This is a genomic window from Streptomyces catenulae (assembly GCF_000718015.1).
Taxonomy (GTDB): domain Bacteria; phylum Actinomycetota; class Actinomycetes; order Streptomycetales; family Streptomycetaceae; genus Streptomyces; species Streptomyces catenulae.
Genome location: NZ_JODY01000031.1, coordinates 41,028 through 60,629 on the forward strand (window position 1 = coordinate 41,028; position 19,602 = coordinate 60,629).

General features: G+C 66.2%; 27 protein-coding genes, 5 other RNA genes and 1 pseudogene. 29 read left to right on the forward strand and 4 right to left on the reverse strand.

All coding sequences use genetic code 11. The features are described from left to right. Positions 1 to 9 precede the first annotated feature (9 nt). Genes IF23_RS31590 through IF23_RS35725 form a run of 3 tightly spaced genes read right to left on the reverse strand, consistent with a single transcriptional unit; the run spans position 10 to position 2,128 of the window. Entirely contained in the window at positions 10 to 1,341 is a 1,332-nt protein-coding gene (locus IF23_RS31590; RefSeq protein ID WP_245655085.1) for a terminase, read from the reverse strand. Positions 1,342 to 1,369: 28 nt separating this feature from the next. Continuing rightward, positions 1,370 to 1,660 (reverse strand): hypothetical protein, encoded by a 291-nt coding sequence (locus IF23_RS35140; protein ID WP_245655086.1) that lies wholly within the window; start codon positions 1,658 to 1,660, stop codon positions 1,370 to 1,372. Between the two features lie 39 nt (positions 1,661 to 1,699). Then, the gene (locus IF23_RS35725; protein WP_030287072.1) at positions 1,700 to 2,128 is read right to left on the reverse strand and encodes a phage terminase small subunit; all 429 of its coding nucleotides are present in this window, start codon (positions 2,126 to 2,128) and stop codon (positions 1,700 to 1,702) included. A gap of 759 nt (positions 2,129 to 2,887) precedes the next feature. Between IF23_RS35725 and IF23_RS0124120 the strand changes: the two genes are divergently transcribed. Together IF23_RS0124120 and IF23_RS32235 are read left to right on the forward strand one after the other, a co-directional pair. Beyond that, positions 2,888 to 3,853: a hypothetical protein gene (locus IF23_RS0124120; protein ID WP_157848073.1), complete on the forward strand. Its 966-nt coding sequence runs from the start codon at positions 2,888 to 2,890 to the stop codon at positions 3,851 to 3,853. A 27-nt stretch (positions 3,854 to 3,880) separates the two neighbouring features. Continuing rightward, positions 3,881 to 4,684 (forward strand): hypothetical protein, encoded by an 804-nt coding sequence (locus IF23_RS32235; RefSeq protein ID WP_051739852.1) that lies wholly within the window; start codon positions 3,881 to 3,883, stop codon positions 4,682 to 4,684. A gap of 52 nt (positions 4,685 to 4,736) precedes the next feature. Here IF23_RS32235 and IF23_RS0124130 read toward each other — a convergent pair whose 3' ends face one another. Continuing rightward, the gene (locus IF23_RS0124130) at positions 4,737 to 5,624 is read right to left on the reverse strand and encodes a hypothetical protein (protein WP_030287080.1); all 888 of its coding nucleotides are present in this window, start codon (positions 5,622 to 5,624) and stop codon (positions 4,737 to 4,739) included. A gap of 1,881 nt (positions 5,625 to 7,505) precedes the next feature. Between IF23_RS0124130 and IF23_RS0124135 the strand changes: the two genes are divergently transcribed. The 27 genes and pseudogenes from IF23_RS0124135 (at position 7,506) to IF23_RS34190 (ending at position 19,383) form a co-directional block, all read left to right on the forward strand. Continuing rightward, positions 7,506 to 8,087 (forward strand): hypothetical protein, encoded by a 582-nt coding sequence (locus tag IF23_RS0124135; RefSeq protein ID WP_030287082.1) that lies wholly within the window; start codon positions 7,506 to 7,508, stop codon positions 8,085 to 8,087. Between the two features lie 63 nt (positions 8,088 to 8,150). Then, positions 8,151 to 8,227, forward strand: an RNA gene (locus IF23_RS33060) — hammerhead ribozyme type II. A 7-nt stretch (positions 8,228 to 8,234) separates the two neighbouring features. Further along, positions 8,235 to 8,975 carry a hypothetical protein gene (locus tag IF23_RS0124140; protein ID WP_157848074.1) on the forward strand — a complete coding sequence of 247 codons (741 nt, stop codon included), beginning with the start codon at positions 8,235 to 8,237 and terminating at the stop codon, positions 8,973 to 8,975. Then, entirely contained in the window at positions 8,968 to 9,282 is a 315-nt protein-coding gene (locus IF23_RS0124145; RefSeq protein ID WP_030287086.1) for a hypothetical protein, read from the forward strand. The genes IF23_RS0124140 and IF23_RS0124145 overlap by 8 nt, the downstream gene beginning before the upstream one ends. A gap of 17 nt (positions 9,283 to 9,299) precedes the next feature. After that, positions 9,300 to 9,362, forward strand: an RNA gene (locus IF23_RS33065) — hammerhead ribozyme type II. A gap of 19 nt (positions 9,363 to 9,381) precedes the next feature. Then, on the forward strand, positions 9,382 to 9,921 hold the full coding sequence (locus tag IF23_RS0124150) for a hypothetical protein (protein WP_030287088.1): 540 nt from the start codon (positions 9,382 to 9,384) through the stop codon (positions 9,919 to 9,921). A gap of 4 nt (positions 9,922 to 9,925) precedes the next feature. Beyond that, positions 9,926 to 9,988: hammerhead ribozyme type II (locus IF23_RS33070), an RNA gene on the forward strand. Between the two features lie 20 nt (positions 9,989 to 10,008). Further along, complete coding sequence (locus tag IF23_RS0124155) at positions 10,009 to 10,755, forward strand: DUF2786 domain-containing protein (protein ID WP_030287089.1); 747 nt, start codon at positions 10,009 to 10,011, stop codon at positions 10,753 to 10,755. A gap of 58 nt (positions 10,756 to 10,813) precedes the next feature. After that, positions 10,814 to 11,059, forward strand: a complete 246-nt coding sequence (locus IF23_RS0124160) for a hypothetical protein (protein ID WP_030287091.1) — start codon at positions 10,814 to 10,816, stop codon at positions 11,057 to 11,059. Further along, complete coding sequence (locus tag IF23_RS0124165) at positions 11,056 to 11,463, forward strand: hypothetical protein (RefSeq protein ID WP_030287093.1); 408 nt, start codon at positions 11,056 to 11,058, stop codon at positions 11,461 to 11,463. The genes IF23_RS0124160 and IF23_RS0124165 overlap by 4 nt, the downstream gene beginning before the upstream one ends. Positions 11,464 to 11,472: 9 nt before the next feature. Continuing rightward, positions 11,473 to 11,536, forward strand: an RNA gene (locus IF23_RS33075) — hammerhead ribozyme type II. Positions 11,537 to 11,586: 50 nt separating this feature from the next. Then, complete coding sequence (locus IF23_RS0124170) at positions 11,587 to 12,102, forward strand: antirestriction protein ArdA (RefSeq protein ID WP_157848075.1); 516 nt, start codon at positions 11,587 to 11,589, stop codon at positions 12,100 to 12,102. Continuing rightward, positions 12,083 to 12,448, forward strand: coding sequence for a hypothetical protein (locus tag IF23_RS0124175; protein WP_157848076.1), 366 nt, complete (start codon positions 12,083 to 12,085; stop codon positions 12,446 to 12,448). The genes IF23_RS0124170 and IF23_RS0124175 overlap by 20 nt, the downstream gene beginning before the upstream one ends. 49 nt (positions 12,449 to 12,497) lie before the next feature. Next, positions 12,498 to 12,564: hammerhead ribozyme type II (locus tag IF23_RS33080), an RNA gene on the forward strand. A gap of 21 nt (positions 12,565 to 12,585) precedes the next feature. Next, positions 12,586 to 12,948 (forward strand): hypothetical protein, encoded by a 363-nt coding sequence (locus IF23_RS0124180; protein ID WP_030287097.1) that lies wholly within the window; start codon positions 12,586 to 12,588, stop codon positions 12,946 to 12,948. Beyond that, entirely contained in the window at positions 12,945 to 13,118 is a 174-nt protein-coding gene (locus IF23_RS34185) for a hypothetical protein (RefSeq protein ID WP_157848077.1), read from the forward strand. Before IF23_RS0124180 ends, IF23_RS34185 begins: the two co-directional genes overlap by 4 nt. A 71-nt stretch (positions 13,119 to 13,189) precedes the next feature. Continuing rightward, positions 13,190 to 13,552, forward strand: a pseudogene (locus IF23_RS35665) (DNA cytosine methyltransferase); the annotation flags it as partial. Between the two features lie 12 nt (positions 13,553 to 13,564). After that, a complete protein-coding gene (locus IF23_RS0124190) occupies positions 13,565 to 15,370 on the forward strand; it encodes a DNA cytosine methyltransferase (RefSeq protein ID WP_245655092.1) in 1,806 nt (601 codons plus the stop codon). Continuing rightward, the gene (locus IF23_RS0124195; protein WP_030287103.1) at positions 15,367 to 15,723 is read left to right on the forward strand and encodes a hypothetical protein; all 357 of its coding nucleotides are present in this window, start codon (positions 15,367 to 15,369) and stop codon (positions 15,721 to 15,723) included. The genes IF23_RS0124190 and IF23_RS0124195 overlap by 4 nt, the downstream gene beginning before the upstream one ends. Before the next feature lie 14 nt (positions 15,724 to 15,737). Continuing rightward, positions 15,738 to 16,295 (forward strand): deoxynucleotide monophosphate kinase family protein, encoded by a 558-nt coding sequence (locus IF23_RS0124200; RefSeq protein WP_030287105.1) that lies wholly within the window; start codon positions 15,738 to 15,740, stop codon positions 16,293 to 16,295. 59 nt (positions 16,296 to 16,354) lie between these two features. After that, positions 16,355 to 16,543, forward strand: a complete 189-nt coding sequence (locus IF23_RS0124205) for a hypothetical protein (RefSeq protein WP_030287107.1) — start codon at positions 16,355 to 16,357, stop codon at positions 16,541 to 16,543. Beyond that, on the forward strand, positions 16,540 to 16,965 hold the full coding sequence (locus IF23_RS0124210) for a PH domain-containing protein (protein ID WP_030287109.1): 426 nt from the start codon (positions 16,540 to 16,542) through the stop codon (positions 16,963 to 16,965). Before IF23_RS0124205 ends, IF23_RS0124210 begins: the two co-directional genes overlap by 4 nt. 16 nt (positions 16,966 to 16,981) lie before the next feature. Beyond that, positions 16,982 to 17,218: a hypothetical protein gene (locus tag IF23_RS0124215; protein WP_030287111.1), complete on the forward strand. Its 237-nt coding sequence runs from the start codon at positions 16,982 to 16,984 to the stop codon at positions 17,216 to 17,218. Continuing rightward, positions 17,215 to 17,499, forward strand: a complete 285-nt coding sequence (locus IF23_RS0124220; protein ID WP_157848078.1) for a hypothetical protein — start codon at positions 17,215 to 17,217, stop codon at positions 17,497 to 17,499. The genes IF23_RS0124215 and IF23_RS0124220 overlap by 4 nt, the downstream gene beginning before the upstream one ends. Continuing rightward, positions 17,496 to 17,678, forward strand: coding sequence for a helix-turn-helix domain-containing protein (locus tag IF23_RS0124225; RefSeq protein ID WP_030287115.1), 183 nt, complete (start codon positions 17,496 to 17,498; stop codon positions 17,676 to 17,678). Before IF23_RS0124220 ends, IF23_RS0124225 begins: the two co-directional genes overlap by 4 nt. A 10-nt stretch (positions 17,679 to 17,688) precedes the next feature. Continuing rightward, the gene (locus IF23_RS34675) at positions 17,689 to 18,972 is read left to right on the forward strand and encodes a tyrosine-type recombinase/integrase (protein ID WP_245655088.1); all 1,284 of its coding nucleotides are present in this window, start codon (positions 17,689 to 17,691) and stop codon (positions 18,970 to 18,972) included. Between the two features lie 66 nt (positions 18,973 to 19,038). Beyond that, entirely contained in the window at positions 19,039 to 19,383 is a 345-nt protein-coding gene (locus IF23_RS34190) for a hypothetical protein (protein WP_157848079.1), read from the forward strand. The last annotated feature ends 219 nt before the right edge of the window (positions 19,384 to 19,602 follow it).

Consider the following 19,602-nt stretch of genomic DNA (forward strand, 5'->3'; position numbering starts at 1 on the left):
GCAATCGAGTTAAAGGAAATAGCCCCGGCCGGTCCGCTTGCGGACCTTCTTGCCTCGGGCGCGGAAGTCGACGAGGGCCTCGTGCGCGAGCATCAGCGCGGCGTACGCGTCGACCTTCTTCGGCGACTCGCGGCTCTCCTTGCCGAAGGAGACGCCGTAGTTGGTCGAGCGGCGCATCGCGTTCAGCGTGTGCCGGCGGAGCTTGCGGTCACCGTCGTGCTTCAGCTTGCGATCGAAGATCGACCGCATCAGCCGCTCGTGGGCCATGGTGGAGAGCTTCAGGCTGGAGCGCATGTCCCAGCCGATCGCGTCCTTGCCCGGTGCCTTCACGGCCAGGCCCTCGCCGTACGCGGCGTCCCACTCGGAGATGTAGCTCTCCCACAGGGCCACGTCGGCGTAGAACGCCGTCACGTCGAAGACGCGGAACGCGTCGTGCACGGCGCTGTCGACCTGAGCCCGGGGAACGATCCAGCCGTCACCCTTCGGGCCATCCGGCTTCTCCCACAGGCCCAGGACGAAAGCAGCCATGTCCGAGGTGCGGACGGCCACCAGGCAAGTCGAGTCGTCCGTCTTGCCGCCGTCGAAGCCGAGGGTGATCTCGTCGCCGGGGTCGAGGTGGAGAGACTCGTCGCGCAGGACGTCCCACTCGGCCGGGCCGTAGAGGGCATCCTCGGAGGCGACGATCTGGTTCAGCCACATCCGGCGCGAGCGCGAAGGTGCGATGGTCGTGTCCAGGATGGACTGGAGGATCGTCTCGACCTTCAGCCAGATGGCGTCGCCGCGGATCTTCGGTAGGACGATCCGGATTGCCTCCGGCGTCAGCGGAGTCGCGGGGTGGGCCTCGACGGAGTCGTACATGAAGCCCACGTCGGCCGCACGGCCTTCAAGGATTTTCTCGTACGCCTCACGCATCTTCTCCCCGACGGAATCCTCGCCGGGGAGAAAGGCGTTCGTGATCGCCAGATAGCGCGAGTCCTTTTTCGTCGCGTTACCGTCGATCGTCTCGTACATACGGTCGCCGTTATTGCCACTCACCCAATGGTGCGTTTCGTTGAGCACTGTGAAAGTGACTCGGCCGCCCTCAAGGGCGCGGAACGATGAGGTGACTGCTTCGAGCCTCTGCCGGCCGCCGTTCGCGCGGATCAGTTCGGCCCCAGCCTTGATGCCGTACGTCTCGATGAGTTTGTCTGAGAGCAAAGACGGCATCAGCGTCATCGTGTTGCGCGTCTGATCACGGCTGACGGCCGCGATCTGCACCCACGCCTGCGGGTGCGGGACGCCAACCGGCTGTCCGTCTGGGCCCCAGTGCGAAAAGCGTGAGGGCCCCACGAACTCGACCACGCTTATTACGGCGAGAAGAGGGTCCTTGCTATAAGCCCCAGCCCTTTAGACGCTGCAAAACACCTTTGCGGTAAACGAAACGACCGGCCTCATCGACCGCGTACCACCACAAGACAAAGCGCAGTTGCTCGCTCGTGAAACGCCAGGGGCCGCCGTCCTCGGCCTTGAGGAACTCAGCAGCCCAGCCTGCGATCTGCCATCCGAGGGTGCGCTCGGGGAGCTTCCAGGAACCATCGGCTCCCTTCTGCCACGTCGGGCCGAGGAAGGTCGGTTCAAGGTCGTCGATCTCTTCTGCTGTGAGGGCTGGAATGGGACTCACCTCCCCTCGTCGGTCGGACCGCCGGGAGGGCGGCTCGCCTCACTCGGCGAGCCCCAGCTCCTTCTTGTAGTCGGCGATGGCGAGTACGGCCGCGGACTGCTCCTCGGGCTCAGGCTCGTGAAGTTCGATGCGCACACGGCGCCGGTCGCCCTCGGCGACGAGGAGCCGCTCGAACGCGGAGTAGATGGTCTGGAGCATCTGGCCGCTCCGCTTCCCGGAGTTCTTGTAATAGCTCAGGTCTTCGCAGAGCGAGAAAGCGAAAGCCCAGTCCGAGTTCTGATAGAAGTCCGACTGGCCAGATGATTTGAGGGAATCCCACAGTCGGCGCGCAATCGGATGCCATTCACAATCAGCATCGGGAATCTTTACATCACGCAGGACTCCCTTGGTCACTGACTGGACGTCGGACCCCTTGCGCTCCCGGGGGCGGGCGAGGTCCGCCTCGCGGTTAGGTACGGGGCCGGGCATCGCCCACCTCCTTTCCAGGCTCAGGCCCCCGAGGCATTCACCTCGGGGGCCGGCGCGGCTCAACAGTCATCCGGAGCTCTGCGAGTTCACAGCAGGCCGGGATGCTTCTCGGTTCTGCGGAATTTCCGGCCGTGGCGCCTGCGCGCGGCGGCCTTGGCCGCGGCGCCCTCTCGCGAGGACTTGACCCGGTGATGCCACCCGCAGAGCGATGTCAGGTTGGCCTCTCGATGGTCGTCACCGGGGCGAATATGGTCCACGTCAGACGCTGGCTCGATACACCGCACGCCGTATTGGTCTGCGGCTGTGCAGCGATGGCTGTCGCGCTTCAGGACGCGGCGACGGATTTTCTCCCAATTCACGGGAAGGCGTTCTCTTCGGTTTGATGTCGACCAAGCCAACTCCGCTCCTCCTTAAAGGAATCGCTCAAGGCGAAGGCCAGCGGCGAAAGGCTTCTTCAAGCGGCCCCGAAGGGGCCCAGGAGAAAAGGCGACGGCGAAGAGGATTCGCCCATGGGCCCCTCCGGGGCCCATCAAGCGAGGAGATCAACCCTCTACTTGTATATACGGAGCGAGGGCGCCTTTCAGGAAACAGGTGGAGAGTGACGCCCACCACACAGCAAGGCGACACCTTGGCTGCCTGCTGGCGAGCTGGACACCAAGTCAAAGTATCGCGTAGGTTGCGCAGCACAGAAAAACGACCCCGGGTCGACAGTGCTGGAGACACCTCGCCGGGGTCGACACCGAGAGGAGTTGGCTCTCGATGCGAGTGCATCGTAACCGGCACGAACGTGCCTTCACCGTCATCCCCAACGCCGCCGCCCGGCACGACCGGCTGTCCCTCACCGCCGTCGGCCTCCTCGTGCGGCTGCTGTCCCTGCCGGATGGCGCCTCCGTCACCGTCGAGAAGGTCACCGAGCAGGTGGACGAGGGCAAGATGAGCGTCGCCAAGGCGTTCAAGGCGCTGGAGAAGGCCGGGTACCTCCGCCGCCACCGCACCCAGGACCCGGACACCGGCCGGTGGCGCACCCAGACCCACGTCTCCGACATCCCGATGAACCACATCCCGGCGGTCGGCGACCCGGACACCCGGCCCGTCGGCGATCCCCCCAAGGGGGAAAAGAACCAGGCAAAGAACCTCCTCCCCGAACCCCAGACGAAGGCCGACGGCGACGAGCCGGCCGAGGCCAGCGACCAGGAGGAGGGCATCGAGCACCAGGAGCAGACGACCCCAACCGCTCCGGCTGACGCCGAGACCGGCCGGGCCGCCTCCGTCCTCGCCAAGCTCGGCGAGATCGATCGCCGTCTGGCGCTCGGCGGAGCCGACGTACTCCGCCTCGCCCCGCTCGCCGCCGAGTGGCTCGCCGAAGGACACACCCAGCACAAGGTCATCGACCTCCTGACCGCCCGACTGCCGGAACGCATCGACTCCCCGGCCGCACTGGTCTCCTACCGCCTGAAGTCCCACCGGCCCGCCAAGCCGACGCCGAAGCAGCCCCCGGCCCCGGACACCCGCGCCCGATGCCAGCAGTGCGAAGCGGTCTTCCCCGCGGGCATCTCCGCCACCGTGTGCAAGACGTGCGCCTCCGAAACGCGACTCGACCAGCCCGCCCGGCCTGCCAGCGAGGCGAACAGCCTGATCGCCGCCATCCGCCAGCGCCGCATCAGCGGCACCTTCGCCCCGGGCGCCAAGAGCCGCCTCCTGCCGGTCATGCCGGCCACCGCCTGACAGCAGACGCACAGAGAGCGCACCCCCATGTCTCCGATGCACACCCCCTGGTACGCCCGCTCCGTCGTCACCGGCGGCTGTCCACTCGTCCTCGCCATGGCCCTGGTCATGTCCGTCCCCGGAGAGATCCGCATGGCAGAACTGGCAGGCTGGCACGGCTGGATCACCTGGCTCATGCCGGTGTCGATATCCGTCTACGCCGCGTGCGCCGCCGTCATCTCCGACCTGCGCCGCCGCGCCAAGGCACCCGGCCGCGTCACCGCCACCATCGGCGCCGGTCTCGCCCTCGGCCTGGCACTGTCAGCACAGGTCGTGGCACACCTGATCGACCGGGGCTACATGGCGACGTCCGCCATCCTTGTCGCCGTCGTCTCCGCGGTGCCACCCCTTGTCGTGGCACACATGCTCCACATGGCAGCGACCCCGTCGGCCTCGGTGACCGCCGAGCAGCGGATCACCGAGTTGGAGGAGTCCCTCGCCCTCATGACGGTTGATCTCGGCGAGGCCCTGGACCTCGAAGGCCGCCTTGTCGCGTCGAAGGCGCACGCCATCAAGAACGCCCTCGAAGGGCTGGCCGAAGAAGCCGAGGAGGCGGCGGCCGAAGCTGACGTGTGGGCGGAGGAGTTGATCGGCGGAGTGGCGGCGGCTGGCGTGGCAGAGTCGAAGCCTCGCCGCAGTGCCAAGAAGGCCGTTCCTCTGGCGGTCGTGCAAGAGGCCGTCGCCGCCATGGAGACCGAAGGAGCCACGGTCAGTGGCAAGACGCTGGCCCAACGGCTCGGCTGCTCGGAGCGGTCCGGGTACCGCTACCTCGGAGCCGTGAAGACCGTCTGACCACGCCGGTTGGCGTGTGGTGCCCTGCCACGGGCGCAGGGCACCACACGCGCTAGACCCTGGCGGAGATCCGGTCGATCACGTCCTGGGCGGGCAGTACCTCGCCACGCATCCCGTTCCAGGTGAACTGCCGCCTTCCACGACTGTGCTCGCGGACCCAGGTCAGGTCGGCGGGGTCTGCGGAATCGCGCCGTGCCGAAGGCGTTCGGCGTTGGTGCTCGGAGACGAGGTGGACGAGTGCCGCACGGCGTACCTCGCCATCCGCGAGGTCCCGCTCCGCCAGCAGCTCCCGGCACCCGGCCGCCGTGGCGGGGATGAGCAGGCCAGTGCCCTTCGGGCCCTTGATCCGGACGTGCCAGTCGTAGCGCCGCATGAACTGAAGGCCAAGGCTGACGCGCAGGAGCAAATCCTCTCCGGCATCGGCTGGCGCCCCGGTGAACAGATTCGTGAACCTGGTGCCCGAGCCGCCGTCGGTGCCGTAGTACGCGACTGTTGTCTCGGCGATGCCCTTCTCCTCGTCGGTGACGGCGAGCGTCGCCAGCTCGATGATGTGGCGAGCGGATCGAGGCACGGGGGCAATGGGACGTCGGACGAAGCGCACGCGCCGGACGAGCATCCTCCCGTGGTCTCTCGTGCCCACAGCGTCGCACCGGTGAACCACGGCGACGTTGAGCCGATACTCGACGTCGGCCGGCGTGGCGATGGTGAACACGTCGTCGGACGGATCGTCGCGCTCGGCCTCGCGCCAGTTCAGTGCGGCCTCGTTGCTGGAGGGGATCGCGTCGGTGAAGTGCTCCAGCGGCATCCGGTAGGCACCGAGCCGCTCCACGCCCGTGCCCCAGTCGATCCGCGGGGCTCTGCTGACCTTCTTAAGGTCCAGCAGGCGTAACAACCACTGCGCGTGAGCCTCAACGCTGGCCCTGTCGCCGTTGACCGACACGTGGTGACCCCTTTCCCGGCCGGAAACTCCCTGTGAGCTGTGGCCGTTCACACCGTGTCGGCATTCTTCCGTTCTGTGGTCGCGACGGCCATGGATTCGGCCCTTTCTGGCCGGCAGGGTCCGCGGTCTTGCTGCTCTCCGTGTTGGCCGACGAAGAGAGGGTGTTGGGGCCGAAGCTGGCCGAACTCCCTTGGGGGCGCCGCCGGATGCCGGTATCTGACGAGGCTCGAAGAGCTCCGGTTCCGCAGCACGACTCTTAAAACTTGACCCATGGGGGGCCATACCCGCAAGTTTTAAGAGACAAGTCGGTACAGTGACTGCGGGTGAGCATTCACCCGCCCCGTGGGGCCGCCTCGGCCAGGAGACGGCCCCAGGGCGGACCTTGAACAGGTCCGTCTAGAGGGGTGTCTGTCCGGCTGCGGTCAGTTCAACCAGCCCTTCACGTGAGCCAACCAGTCCGCCAGCAGGCGGCCGGCGAGCGACCCGAGGAAGGCGGTTGAAACCGGCCGCAGCCGGGTCAACCCTCGGAGAACGCGAGCACCCTGCCACGCCGGGCGAGGTAACTGCGCCTTCTCCGCACGGTGCCGTCCCATGCGCAGGTCTCCTTTTCATCGACGGTCGCTGCCCCCTGCGAGACAGCGCTCCGGGCGTTGCTCGACGGGGCAACATCCGGGAGTCTGGGTGGAGAACTGCGCAGTGGCACGAAGGCGCCGCGCCACACGAAGATAACCCAACTCCCTGGTGGGAATGGCGAATACGGTTCCCAACTGGTATTTGGAAATTCCGTTTGGAATCTGCGGTGACTTTGGAACCGTGGCAGGACCCGAGCTGCTAAGACGTGGCGGTCCGGCGAATTTCGTACCGGGGGTCGTACCCCCACCCCGTAGGGCCCGGCCGGGCCTCCGCTACCCTCGCGCGCCGCACACCGACGCGCCCCCCCCCGCACCCCCCAAAGCAGACAACCGGCCCGCGATTGCGAGACTTGCGCTTGGTCGGGGTGCCGTGAGAGTGTTTGACCCGTCGCCAACACCGACCGGCCGCAAGGCGGGTGGGCGGGGCGGCGGGCGGGCAGGTCAACGAGCCAGGCGCTGCGCGCCTTGCTCGAAGCTGGGCCGCCTCAAGGTCAAGCGAATGCGACACTTTGACAATGTCGGGACTCGCCACTTACGGTGGGAACCACGCCGAACCGGGCAACTGAGAACGGGCCGCACGATGCGGTGCCGCCAACTGCTTGGGCTGGCCGTCAAGTTGAAGTGAATGCGAGAACTTGGCAGACCGGGGAAGATCCGCTAGGGTCGGAACCACCGCAAGGCCGACAGGCCGGGCGGAAATGACCATCACGCCAGCATCCGGGCATCGGGTGCCCCACCCCCGAGGGAGCGGGGGGCCGCTCTGCGAAGCGAGCTGTCGCAGGGAGTACGGCAAGGTCAGCGCGAGAAGCGAAGACCGCAGTGCCCGAGCGCTCCGAGTGCGCCGAACTCGGGCCTGGCTGGGTGACTGGCCAGGGGCGGCCGGACCGAGGCCACCCCGAGAGGGGTTGGTACAGAAAGGCACCGCCCGATCCTTGAGAACTCAACAGTGAACGCGAATATTCGCAGCCATCGAGCCACCTGAAATGCCCATGTGGGGCGGGTGGTTGGCATCCTGGAATGCCCGTGTGGGGCGGGATGCCTGGCTGCACTGATCGAAGAGACGTGATGGCGCGAGTGCGCCTGACACTTTCCAGAACGTGAACGTGGATGCACCCGCCGGGCCTTCGGGTCCGGTGGGGTGCTGCGACTCAAGCGCGCTGTTGTGTGCGCTTGGGTGACAGCGCCCCATCAAGAGGTGGGGTGTGCATCGGGGCCGGCCGAGGGGCGACCCCTGTCCGATGGGAGACACATGACTGACACGTTCAAGATGGATTCCGGCGTGAACTTCGCCAAGCAGGCGGACGTGTTGTCCAACCCTGACCTGTGGGAGCAGAACGCCAATTTGAGGAAGCGGCTTTTCGAGGTGGCGTGTGAGCGCGACTCGTTGTCCACTGCTGTGGGCAACGCTTCGGGCATCGTGGGTGATCTGATTTCAGAGAACCGCTTTCTGGGTGATGTGGAGGAATCTCTGGAGAAGGTGACCAGGGGGCTGGCTGCTGATGTGAACACGCTGCGGAGCGAGCTGGACCGTTTCAAGGACCAAGTGCGAGAAGAGCTGTGCGCGGTCTTCGAGGCTGGTGAGATCGACCGCGAGACGGCAGACGAGTTCCTGAAGGTGCTCGACCTGGCCCCGCTTCCACGGAAGTACCGCACCACGGTGACGATCGAGGTGACGCTCGAAGACCTCTGCCGTAATGACGGTGAGCCGATCCGGGCGGAGGATGTTTCCGGGCTCCTTGACCTGAAGGTCCAGGGGAAAGGTGTCACGTTCGACGGGCCGGACTGCCACGTCGAGGTAGGCGCCCACGACACGATCGTGGGTTATTTTTAGCCCTGATTGCGATATCTTAGCTAACTGACAGTCAGTCTCACTAGGAAGTGGGGCGGCCGTTGCAGGCGAAACGCCCCGACCACCGTGGTGCGGGGCGTCGTGCCCGGAGTGGTGTCCGGGACCTGATGAGCCAGCCACTCACCCCGAATGCGAGGACACATGCTGCACCCGTACGACCCCGCGTCGGACGAGACTCTCGCGCAGTACGCCGAGGGCCTCGATGACGACTACGCCGCCTGGCCCACGTGGCACACGGGCAACCCCCTCGACGGGGACCAGCCCACGCACGTCGAGATGTTCACCTGGAACGACAACCGCGCCGGGTGGATCGGCGACAAGTCGAACTTCGAGGTGGCGCGTGACCTGATTCGCTCCGCCGCCGACGAAGGCCGCACCGACACCGTGGTCTCGGACGAGCAGGTCTACGAGTGTGGCGGTGGCTCCTCGGCCTGGGACGTGGCGCAGCTCTACGTCCAGGTCTTCGAGGGTGGCTGCGAGCCGGACTGCCACGGCACCCGCACGTACACCGCCGCGTTCCGCACGGCCGTCGCCCTGGCCGAGTACGTCAAGCACGACTACCCCGTCATCTCCGAGGACGACTATTGCGAGCAGCGCCACGAGCGCTTCACGGCGAACCTCGACGAGGTCCTGGAGGACATCCGGCTGCACTACCCGTTCGACTCGTCCGAAGACCACGATTCCATCCGCGAGTTCGGCCGCGAGTTGTTCTGGGAGCTGGACCAGTGGGAGGACGCGGAGGTGGACTGGGACGACGTCCGGGACGCGTACGACGCCGCTAGACGCGAACATTTCCTCGACCTCGGGCGCACCTTCATGCGCAACGAAATCCCCGGACAGCTCGCCCTCCTGGAGGTGGCCGGTGCGTGAGGACATCACCATCCCCGATATGCGCGGGGTGCCACGTCGGTCCCACCGGACTTGGGACACCTGCTCCAACGGGCTGTCCTACGCCATGCGCTCAGAACCGGTGGCTGCCCGAGAGGTCAGGGGCGGTGACTGGGTCATCGGCCTGGCCGCCAATCCCAGACGAAACAGCTCCGACGCCTGGCGAGTCGGCCAGGTTCTGATCCGAGAGACCCGTGAGGGGAAGACCCAGATCCGCATCGGCTTCTACGGGGAGTGGGTCGCGTGGGAAGGCGATCCCGATACCTCGATCCCCGTCTATCGCCGCTGAATTCCCGTGTGCCGCAAAGGCGAAACCCCTTCGGGGGTCGGGGCGGGGTGGTGCCCGCTTCCTGACGATGCCAGCCAACATCTATAAGAAGAGAGCGACATGAAGAAAGACGCCTTGAGGCTCAGTGCCGAAACCTTCGAGCTGAACTGCGTCAAGCTCGTGAAGATATACGGCGAAGGTATCGACCGTGCGCTCCGGATCGATATCGAGTACCACGAGAACCGGATAGCGCAGTTGAAAACAGCTCACAGGAAGTACGTCGAGGGGCACAATGCTTCCCTGACGGGCCTGCTGCACACAGTGACGGAAATAAAGGTCGAAGCCGGTGCTCTACGCACTGCTCGCCTTTCCCTTCGGGGGGTCAGAAAGGTCGGGGCCAATTCGCTCAAGGCGCAGGCACTCGTGTTCGTAGTGGACCACGCCGACCGGGTACACGGTGCCCTCGTCCGCCAGGAGGCACGCGACCGAGCTGCTCTAGACCAAGCGAGGCGGGAGCTCTGCGACGCCTCTGGTCCTGCCCACGAATACCTACTCGCCTATACCGATTTCCTCCGCCGCCAGATGGAAGACATTGCGGACGCGGGCTTCTGGATTAAAGGGCTTCACGAGGCCGAGGTGATTCCTCAGTCCGAGGGCTGACCCACGGCGAAACCCCTTCGGGGGTCGGGGCGGGGTGGTGCCCGCTTCCTGAAGACGCCAGCCGCATCACAAGATCCAGAGGTACACATGCACAGCGACCAGCAGAACCATCCGATGCTCGCCAAGGTCCGCGCGATCCTGGCCAAGGCGGAAGACCCGGCCGCATCACCGGAGGAGTCCCAGGCGTACTTCGCCAAGGCCGCCGATCTCATGTCGAAGTACGGCATCGAGCGAGCCATGATCGCCGAGTCCCTGCCGGAGACCGACAAGCCCACGAAGCGTGTCGTGATCGAGAGCGGTTCCTACCTGCTCGACCGCGTGAACCTGCTGATGTCGGTCGTCGATGCGCTCGGCGGCCAGTCCGTTCGGTGGCGGTCCTACGACTGGGACTCCGGCAAGTACGTACAGAAGGTCGAGATACACGGCTACGAGTCCGTGCTCGACCGAGCGGAGATGCTCTACACCTCCCTCCTGCTCCAGGCGTTCAACGGCATGAAGAAGGGCCGTCCCCTGCCGGGCGAGTCGACGACCGCCTACCGCAAGACATGGCTCGCCGGATTCCGCTCCGCCGTTACCGAACGCCTCGGCGTCGCCGAGCGGGCCGCCGTTGACGAGGCGGACCGACAGCTCGGCGGTAAGGCCGAGCTGGTACTCGCCAAGCGCGAGGACACCATCCGGGCCATCTTCAAGGCCGCACACCCGAAGATCCGCTCCGCGCCGAAGCGCCGCCTGACCGGCTCCGGCTGGCATGAGGGCGTCACAGCGGGCGAGCGCGCCGACCTCGGCACGAACCCCCGTGTCGACTCAAGCCGGCGTCAGAGCCTGTCCGCATAACTCCAATCGGCCGCCTCGCCCCGTCACGGGGCGGGCGGCCCCGTACCCGAAAGACGACATGGACAACAACAAGGCGACTGCCCGAATGATCAAGGTCACCCGCGAGGTCAGCGAGCGGCGTGAGGACTACTACGACCCGTCCACCGGCGAATGGCACACCACACGCAGGGACACCCATCTCTCCGAACAGGTTGTCTACGCCCCGCTCAATGAGCCGACGCCTGGCGAGGAGCTGCACCACCCCTCCGTAGAAGAGCCTCCGACTGCCGAGGAGCTGGCGAAGGAGCTGGGGGTGGACTGGTGACTTGGCCTTACGACCTCTACATCTGCGACACCGAGCACGAGAACCTCGAAGACCACGGTGACGCCTGCGACGTCTGGCGGCACGGCGGCACCTGGTTCGACTACGGCTTCCGGCACGCCTTTCGGGCTGCTGCCCGGCAGACGCACGCCTACGTGCGATCAACCAGCCCGCACACGGAGTACAAGGCCGTGGTGTTCAAACACATCAAGGGCGGCGGCCAGTGCGAGCAGTGCGGCCCAGCGACCGGGCGACGCGGACCGTGGACCCGCTCTCTCGCTTTCGAACAGTTCCTCTGCGCCGAGTGCGCCCGGGGTCTCCAAGCGGCCTCCGACGGCATCAGCAAGGCCATGGGCGTCACCCGCTGGCGCAGCGTCCGCCCGGTCATCGAAGACGCCGAGCTCTGACCGAACACCAGGCGAAACCCCCGAGAGGGGGTCGCGGGGCAGTGGTGTGCCCCGCCTGATGAGCCAGCCCACATCGACAGTGAGGAACACATGATCACCCTGGGATACCTGGACACGCCCCGCGTGTGGATCGGGTGCCTGGCCTGCTACAACGCGGGCCGCCTAGTCGGCGACTGGTACGAGGCCGACGCCGCCGACCTGGTGTCCGGCGGCGACCTCCATGGCCGTCCGACCGACCATGACGAGCTGTGGGTCATGGATCACGAGAACTTCCTCGGCGCGATCGTGGGGGAGTGCTCCCCGCATCACGCCGCGAAGATCGCCAAGACTCTGCGCGAGATCCTGCCGTACGAACACGGCCCCTTCGCCGCATGGTTCAGCGAGTACGGCGACAGCGGAGACGACCTGGCCGAGGACCTCGAACGCTTCCGGGACGAGTTCCGGGGCCAGCACGACAGCGAGGCCGACTTCGCCCGCGTGTGCGCCGAAGAGGTCCTCATTGGCGAGGAACAACAGCTCCTGGCCCGCTGGCCGTTCAACGGGATCGACTGGGACCGCGCTGCCGTGGAGCTGTTTTCCGGCGCCTACTGCTCGATCGACGCGCCTGGAGGCGGTGTCTATGTCTTCGACATCGGCTGACCTCGAAACCGCGGCCGGGCTGTACGCCCACGCCTGCGTGGAGTGCGGCTACGTGCCCGAGTTCCTCGACGAAGACCTGACCTGCGCGGCGTGCCGCGTCCGAATCCACCTGGGAGCCACCGTCATGAAGAAGACCATCAAGTTCACGGTCGAAGAGATCACGCACGGAGACATCGAGATCGAGATCGACGTACCCGAGGAGTTCCTCGACGAGGACGGAGAGGTCTCCGACGACGATGCCCTCCGGGACTTCCTGGAGGACAACGAGGACGAGTGGTACGAGCTCGCCCCGGCCTTCTACGAGATCCAGGCGAAGGAAGTCGTCGAGGTCGTCGACACCTACTGAGGCACAAGCGCCCAACCCCTGCCAGGTGAAGTGGTGGGGGTCGGGCGCCCGGCGAAACCCGCTGGAGCGCGGGTCGCGGAGGAGTGGTGTCCTCCGCCTGATGATGCCAGCCAGCATCGCTTCCAAGGATACGCACGATGAGCGCTACTCATGGCGCCGTGGGCTTCAACGCCTCGGACGCCCGGTTCTTCGCGAACCACACCTATCACGTTGCCGTCACTTGGGGCGGAGGCCGAGCCGCCGCCCACATCCGACAGGCACAGCCGACCATCCACTTCTCGCATGAGATGAAGTGGTCCCGAAGCCCCGAAGACGTTGACCCGAACGCCCTTCTTGACGAGGTGCTCCAGCACGCCCAACTCGCGGGCCGGATGGAAGCTGCTGATCACCTCGCTGTCCAGGAGCTGAGGAACCAGCACGAACCGCTCGACTGGTTCTCGCCTGCTGCCATGCCGGCCGCGGACCGTACCCGGTACGACCTGATGGGGGGCACCGCGTGAACGGCCGCTCTCACCTGGGCTGCCCCCGGTGCCGCATATCCCTGTCCATCCGGCTCAGCGTCCGCGAGTGGGCCGTCTGTGGACTCTGCGAATACGGCGGGCTCTGGAGCGAGTTCATGATCTGCGACTGCTCCGGCTACGACTGCCTGTTCGACGACGAAGACGCATGATGCCCGCCGCACCGATACGCCTCGACACGGCCGGAGCCCTCGGGACCCCCGACGTGCTGGACCTCGGCGGCATGTCGACCGAGGAACTGGAGGAACTTGCGGCTCCCTGGCCTGTGCACTGGCTCTTCCCTCCTGAGCCAGAAGACCCTGATCGAGTAATCAACCTCTTTGCTGGTCCCGGTGGTTGGGATGCGGGGGTGCGCGACGTACTCCAACATGACCTTGACACGGTTGGCGTCGAAGTCCATAAGGACGCGTCGGCCACCGCTCGTGCAGCGGGGTTCAAACGCATCGTCGCCGATGTCCGGGCCCTTGACCCGAAGCATCCGGCCCTCCGCTGGGTGCGCGGGCTGCTTGTCTCGGCTCCGTGCCAGTGCTGGACCCCGGCCGGGAAGAGGGCCGGGCAGGACCCGGAGAACCAGGATCTTCTCCTGGACGTGTTCAGCATGGCCTTCGAGGCGACCTTCGGGCACTGGCACGACTCCCGCCCTTGCGAGTGGGAGGGCGATTGCCTGGTCTGCGACGACCCGGAGTGGGACGGACACGCCGGATTCACGGGGCCCCTGCTCTCCTTGGACGAGGTGAGGGCACCGATAGCCGAGATGACCGACGCACGGATCGGCCTGCTCGCCGAGGTGCTCATCTGGTCCCTGACCCTCACCGCGCGGTGGGACAACCTCCGTTGGCTGGCCATGGAGCAGAGCGCGGCCCTGCCGGAGGCCGTCCTCGACGGCATCCGCGAGGAACTGTGGTCGGCGGACTGGTGCAGCGCCGAGTGCCGCGTCCTGGACGCTGTCGACTACGGACTTGCCAGCCGCAGGAAGCGCGTCTTCCTCATGGCCGCCCGGCACTCCTACGTCTACATGGGCTCCCTGAGCCCGAAGGAGCCGATCGCGACCACGACGGCCGCTGAGGCCCTCGGCTGGCCGACTGGCGTTCGTGTCAACACGCGGGGCGTTCGCAAGACGGCGGGCGGCAACTGCTGGAGCGCGGATAGACCCGCGACCGGCATCACCAGCAAGATCCGCGGTTGGTACTGGGAGCACGACAAGGAACGGCGGTTCAGCCTCGACGAGGCCGCGCTCCTGGTCGGTTTCCCGTCCGGCTACCCGTGGACCGGCTCCCGTTCCTCCTGCACGCAGCAGATCGGCGACGTCGTCGCCCCGCCTATGAGCTGCGTCGTCGTCGGCTCCCTCCTCATGAAGCCGTGGGAGTCGAAGCTCCGAGCCCACCTCAGCACCATCTACGGCCGCCCGGCCGATCACACATCACCGAAGGAGAAGCACATGAACACCACCGGCATCACCGAGGTGGACACCGAGTACGGGAAGGTCGCGGTTCGCCGCGTGTCGAGCGAAGGAGTTCCCGAGCGCGAGCGCACGTGGACCACGTCCTACGAGATCACCGGCCCGCGCATGACCGGTCTGGTCCATGTCCAGCCGCAGTTCACCAACGACGAGAACAAGGACTTCGAGCTCCTGCCGAGCGAGGTCAACCTCTTCGCCAGCTCCGGAAGATACTCGAACCGGACGGCCCACCTGACCATCAACGGCATCGAGCTGGAGGAGACGAAGCTCTTCTACATCACAAAGCCGGAGGACGCGGAACGGTTCCGCGTCCGCAGGAAGACCGACGACTGGCGCCGCTCGGAGATGTCCGACGCAGGCACCCAGCGGACGCGAGCCGCCCTCCGCGCGGTGCTCGAAGCCCACTACGCCGACGAGCTCCACATGTACGACCAGGCCGTCACGTACGCGGAAGCACACAACCCGAGCCGTAAGACGAGGACGCTCCGCGCCATCGAGGAGAAGATCGCCGAGGCCGAGAAGCTGGAACGGGCGATCGAGGAACTCCGCGAACAGCTCGGCACCCTCGGCGACCTGGAGATACTCGCCCCCGCCCAGCGGCCGGCCGCCCCCGCACCCGTCGAACCGGAGGAGCCTGCCCCTGCGGTCAAGCCGCTGGCAGCAGCCAGCCCCGGAGCAGTGCCCATCGCAGAACTCCGGAGCGGGGAGCAGGTACGGGCGACCGGCAACAACACCCTCGGCCGCACGGTCACCCGGACCGGCGTGCTCTTGGTGGAGCCCAAGCAAGTCACTGTTCAGGACTCGGGGCGGCGTGTAACGAAGTGGCGCCTCTACATCGACGAGCCCGGCGCCGAACCCACCCGCTCGAACTCGGTCACGCTGTGGCCCCACGAGACCGCGGAACGGCTCGGCGACCTTGCCTTCGACCTGGCCGCCGCCGCGTGAAGCACGCACTTCGGAAGAGGCCCGAGCAGCGTTGGCAGTGTCTCCGCTGCCGCGCGGCCTTCCTCGACAAAGCCACCGCCCAGCGCTCGGTGTTCCTGTGCCCCGGCGAGCCTCTGGTGCACGGGCTCCTCGGCCAGCGCGAGCACATTCGGTACCCCACCTGGTCGAAGGACCGAGGCTGCGCCGCCTGGAACTGCCCCGACCCTGCCCCGTGGCACACCTGGCACGGGCCGGACCCGTACTGCGACGAGATCACGTGCCGGATCTGCCTGCACGACTGCGACTGCGATGTGTGCGAGGGCCGCGTCCGGGCGCCCGGTCTCTTCCGGCTCGTCGACAGCCTCGAAGTATGAAAGGACCCACCATCATGAACATCCCACTGATCGGTTTCGCGGGCGCCGCAGGCTCCGGAAAGGACACCGCGGCCTGCTGCCTCGTCGAGCTCGGGTGGCGCCGCAAGGCGTTCGCCGACCCCGTGAGGGACATGCTGTACGCGGTCAACCCCGTCCTGATCGACCCGCTCAGCGAGGCGGGCACCACCACAGTCGCGACCGAGGTCGACCAGCACGGCTGGGAGTACGTGAAACGCGAATTCCCCGAAGCGCGGGGGTATCTTCAGCGGCTCGGCACCGAGGCCGGCCGTCAGGTGCTCGGTGCCGAGGTGTGGGTGGACGCCCTGTTCCGGGACTACGAAACGTGGACGGAACCCGTGGTCGTCACCGACGTCCGGTTCCCGAACGAGGCCGACGCCATCCGGGAGCGCGGGGGACTGGTGGTCGAGATCCGGCGCCCGAGCCAGGCGTTGATCGAAGGCTCCGACCACATCAGCGAGAACGCCCTCGCTCACTGGGACTTCGACGCGACGATCTTGAACACCAGCCTGGAAGGGCTCCGGGCGAGCACTACGGCTCTTCTCTTTCCCTGATTGCGATACTTGCGCAAGGCGGAGTGAATGCGTAATCTTGGCTTCGAGAGGAGGGGCGCGTGAGCACCACCATCAACAGCCCGGCCGAACTCGACGAGTTGCCGGACGGTTCGGAGTTCGAGGACGCCGAGGGCGACAGCGGCGTGAAGGCGAACGGGTTCGCCTACCTCGTCCCAGGATTCGCACAGCCGGTGAGGGCGGACTTCTTCGCCTATCCCGTCTCGGTGAAGGGCCTCGGCGCCGCGTGAGGATCACCCCCCGCAGGGAGGAGATCGACGCGGTGAAGGCACTTCTGGAGGACCCCGGCTTCGACAGCGCCGACCAGATGGCCAAGGCGCTGATCAAGGAAGTCGGGGACATCCTCCAGATGCGCGACTGGGTCGCCCTCGTTCACACCTGGAGCGACGGGAGCCGGGGGCTGAACTTCGCGCCGTTCGGCAACGAAGCCGAGGCCCGCGCCTTCGCCTCGAAGATGGCGTTCGGTGGGGCCGGCCACCTCGTGAAACTCAACTCGCCTGGCCTGATGCTCGCCAACCACGACGGCAAGAAGTGGAAGGGCTTCTGTCAGGACGAGCAGTGCGGCCACGCCCCGTTCACCCACTCCGCCGCAAGCGCCGCACGGGGCGCCTGCCAGATACCGACCTGCCCGTGCGACAAGTTCCGCAAGTAGATCAAGGAGTTCAGGCATGACCATCAGGGCCGTGGCGTTCAGCCGCTGCGAGTGCGGCAAGGAGCGCGGATACGACGACGAGCGGACCGCCGCCAAGGCGCTCGGCAGGGCGCAGGCTAAGCGCGACCGCGTGGGGGAGCGCAAGGGCAACCGCCGCGGGCTCTACCGCGAGAACCGCTTCTACGAGTGCGAGTACGGCATGTACCACCTGACCTCGCTCTCCCGCGCTGAGTACGCCGGGGCCGCCGCTTGAAGTACAGCGAGAAGGCTGCGGCGAACGGCTGGGGGTGGGTCCTCGGGGTGTCAGGCCAGGAATGCCGGGTGCAGTCCTCGGCCAGCCACACCCCGGCCGGGGACCCGAAGGAACTCCTGGACGAGATAGCCAAGCTCCTTGGTCTCTCCGATCCGGCACTGGTGCCGGCCCGCGTCCGCAGGCTCAAGGCGGATCAGGAGAAAGTGCAGTCGGCGGCCCTTGCGCAGGCGGCCGTGCATCCCCTCGTCGCCGCCATGCGGGGCGAGGAGCCTGCCCCTTGAGTCGGGGCGGCAGTAACCGGCTTCTGACGCCGGAAGAAGTGGCCGCATGGCTGAAGGTCAGCGAGATCACCGTCAAGAACAAATACCGGACGTGGGGATTGCGGCCCCAAAAGGTTGGCCGACTCCTCCGATTCCGTGAGCGCGACATCGTCGCGTACCTCGACGACAACTACGGGTAGCGGCTTTGCCATGCCCCAGTACGGAAGGGGGCCTATGGCTACCGTTTTTCAGAGATGCAAGACCGACAAGAATAGCCCGCTCTACCCCTGTGAAGGGGTTCGCTGTGGTCACGAGTGGACGGTCAGATACCGGGAACCGGGCGGGCGCACTGCCCGGCAGCGCGAAGAGTCTTTCACTAAGAAGACGGCGGCGGACAATTTCGCCAGCAAGGTCGAAAATGACAAGAGCGTAGGCACGTACATCGACCCCAATGCGGGAAAGATCACCGTCCGGGCCTACGTGGAGGACTGGCTCAGCCGTCGCGTGATCGGCGATTCGACGTTCTCGAACTACCGCGGGTTCATCGACAAACACCTGATACCCCGGCTCGGCCGTAAGACGATGGCCGGAGTCGCGAAGCGGGACGTCGAGCACTTCAGGGCGGCCATCAGCAAGGAACTCGCCGCCAGCACGGTGTACGACCGCATGAAGATGGTGAAACACATCTTCTGGTCCGCCAAGGAAGAGAAAATCATTCAGGAGGACCCGACCAAGGAGGTGAAGAACGCCCCCGGTAGCCGTGCGGTCGACGAGGAGGAGATTCCCACACTCTCCGAGGTCCATCTCCTTCACGAGCACATGTCCCCGCAGTACAAGCTCACCATCTGGCTCCAAGCCGGCGCCGGGCTGCGGGTCAGCGAGGCCCTCGCTTTCCACACCGGATGCCTCCGCGACGACGTCATCCGTGTGCGCTGGCAGATCAGCTCGAAGGCCCACCGTGAGGACTGTAAGACCCGCCTCGTGCCGCTCAAGCACCGCGAAGAGGGTGAGTACCGCGACGTGCCAGCCGCCCCGTTCGTCTGCGACGAGATCGACGCGCACACGGATCGGTGGGACCCGATCCCGCTCACCTTCCAGAATGCGGCAGGGAAGGCGCGGCAGGTCAAGGTGTACTTCGCACCCCGCGAGCGCGGCAAGGGCATCATGCCCACTGCCAACACCTACACCTACCACTTCAAGAAGGCGTGCAGGTTGGCTGGGCTCGTGGACACAGACGGTAAGCCGAAATACCACCCGCACTCGCTCCGCCACTTCTTCGCCTCGACCGCGCTGGCGGCCGGCATCCCGATCCACGAGGTCTCCCGCTGGCTCGGACACAAGTCGATCAAGACCACCGTCGACATCTACGGTCACCTCGTCCCCGAGGCGTGGGATCGCTGCCGTGCCATCATGCAGAAGGCCATGGTGCCGGTGCCCGTCGAGGTCCCGAGCGAGGCCCCGGAGGAGTCCTCCGAGTACATTCCGACGGCCTGATGTACCAGTTTATCCGGACCGTCCGTGGGCTGGCGGCGGCCGGAGTTCCGGGCGTATCTTGCTGGCGTGGAGGAAAGCCCAGATCGAGAAGTGCACAATGAGGTAAGCAACTCTGAATTCCATGGCGCTTTTGTGCAGGCCGGCCGAATCAATGAGGTTCGCTTTGAGGGGCTCGGGAATCGAGAGCCTGCCACCAGGAAAGGAGTATCTCGATGGGGTATCGCATTCCTCATCTTCTGGGCCTATGCCGCATTCTATTTTCTTCTGATGATCATCGCTGCAATCGTTGATGATCACGAGACCAGTGGCGTGCTCTTGGGAATCGGTGTGTGGGTAGCGGTCGCGTCGTTCGCGATGGCCGGCCCGGTGACAGCGTGGCGACTCTTCCGGGGTAGAGGTTCACGGCGGTGACTTGGACTGCCGGTCGAACCTGCGGCAGGCAGCCAACACGGCATCCCGCCCACCTCTCAAGTTCTGACTGTGCTGGATCTGTGCTGGATGCGATCCTCAAGGGTGACGTTTCCGCAGGTGGGAGCTCTGCACTACACGTTCCGCTTCAACGTCTGACGCCTCGCGGTATCGCCGTGGCGATCTGGTGAGCGTCAGGTCATGAGGGGCCGACCCCGGGTG

What these genes read in the sequence shown, in the direction of transcription:
- IF23_RS35725 (WP_030287072.1), bottom strand. Translation starts at nt 2,128, where the DNA reads ATGCCCGGCCCCGTACCTAACCGCGAGGCGGACCTCGCCCGCCCCCGG.
- IF23_RS0124150 (WP_030287088.1), top strand. Translation starts at nt 9,382, where the DNA reads ATGAAGAAAGACGCCTTGAGGCTCAGTGCCGAAACCTTCGAGCTGAAC.
- IF23_RS0124135 (WP_030287082.1), top strand. Translation starts at nt 7,506, where the DNA reads ATGACTGACACGTTCAAGATGGATTCCGGCGTGAACTTCGCCAAGCAG.
- IF23_RS0124140 (WP_157848074.1), top strand. Translation starts at nt 8,235, where the DNA reads ATGCGAGGACACATGCTGCACCCGTACGACCCCGCGTCGGACGAGACT.
- IF23_RS0124175 (WP_157848076.1), top strand. Translation starts at nt 12,083, where the DNA reads ATGTCTTCGACATCGGCTGACCTCGAAACCGCGGCCGGGCTGTACGCC.
- IF23_RS0124180 (WP_030287097.1), top strand. Translation starts at nt 12,586, where the DNA reads ATGAGCGCTACTCATGGCGCCGTGGGCTTCAACGCCTCGGACGCCCGG.
- IF23_RS34675 (WP_245655088.1), top strand. Translation starts at nt 17,689, where the DNA reads ATGCCCCAGTACGGAAGGGGGCCTATGGCTACCGTTTTTCAGAGATGC.
- IF23_RS32235 (WP_051739852.1), top strand. Translation starts at nt 3,881, where the DNA reads ATGTCTCCGATGCACACCCCCTGGTACGCCCGCTCCGTCGTCACCGGC.
- IF23_RS0124155 (WP_030287089.1), top strand. Translation starts at nt 10,009, where the DNA reads ATGCACAGCGACCAGCAGAACCATCCGATGCTCGCCAAGGTCCGCGCG.
- IF23_RS0124190 (WP_245655092.1), top strand. Translation starts at nt 13,565, where the DNA reads ATGGCCTTCGAGGCGACCTTCGGGCACTGGCACGACTCCCGCCCTTGC.
- IF23_RS0124200 (WP_030287105.1), top strand. Translation starts at nt 15,738, where the DNA reads ATGAACATCCCACTGATCGGTTTCGCGGGCGCCGCAGGCTCCGGAAAG.
- IF23_RS0124120 (WP_157848073.1), top strand. Translation starts at nt 2,888, where the DNA reads ATGCGAGTGCATCGTAACCGGCACGAACGTGCCTTCACCGTCATCCCC.
- IF23_RS0124160 (WP_030287091.1), top strand. Translation starts at nt 10,814, where the DNA reads ATGGACAACAACAAGGCGACTGCCCGAATGATCAAGGTCACCCGCGAG.
- IF23_RS0124215 (WP_030287111.1), top strand. Translation starts at nt 16,982, where the DNA reads ATGACCATCAGGGCCGTGGCGTTCAGCCGCTGCGAGTGCGGCAAGGAG.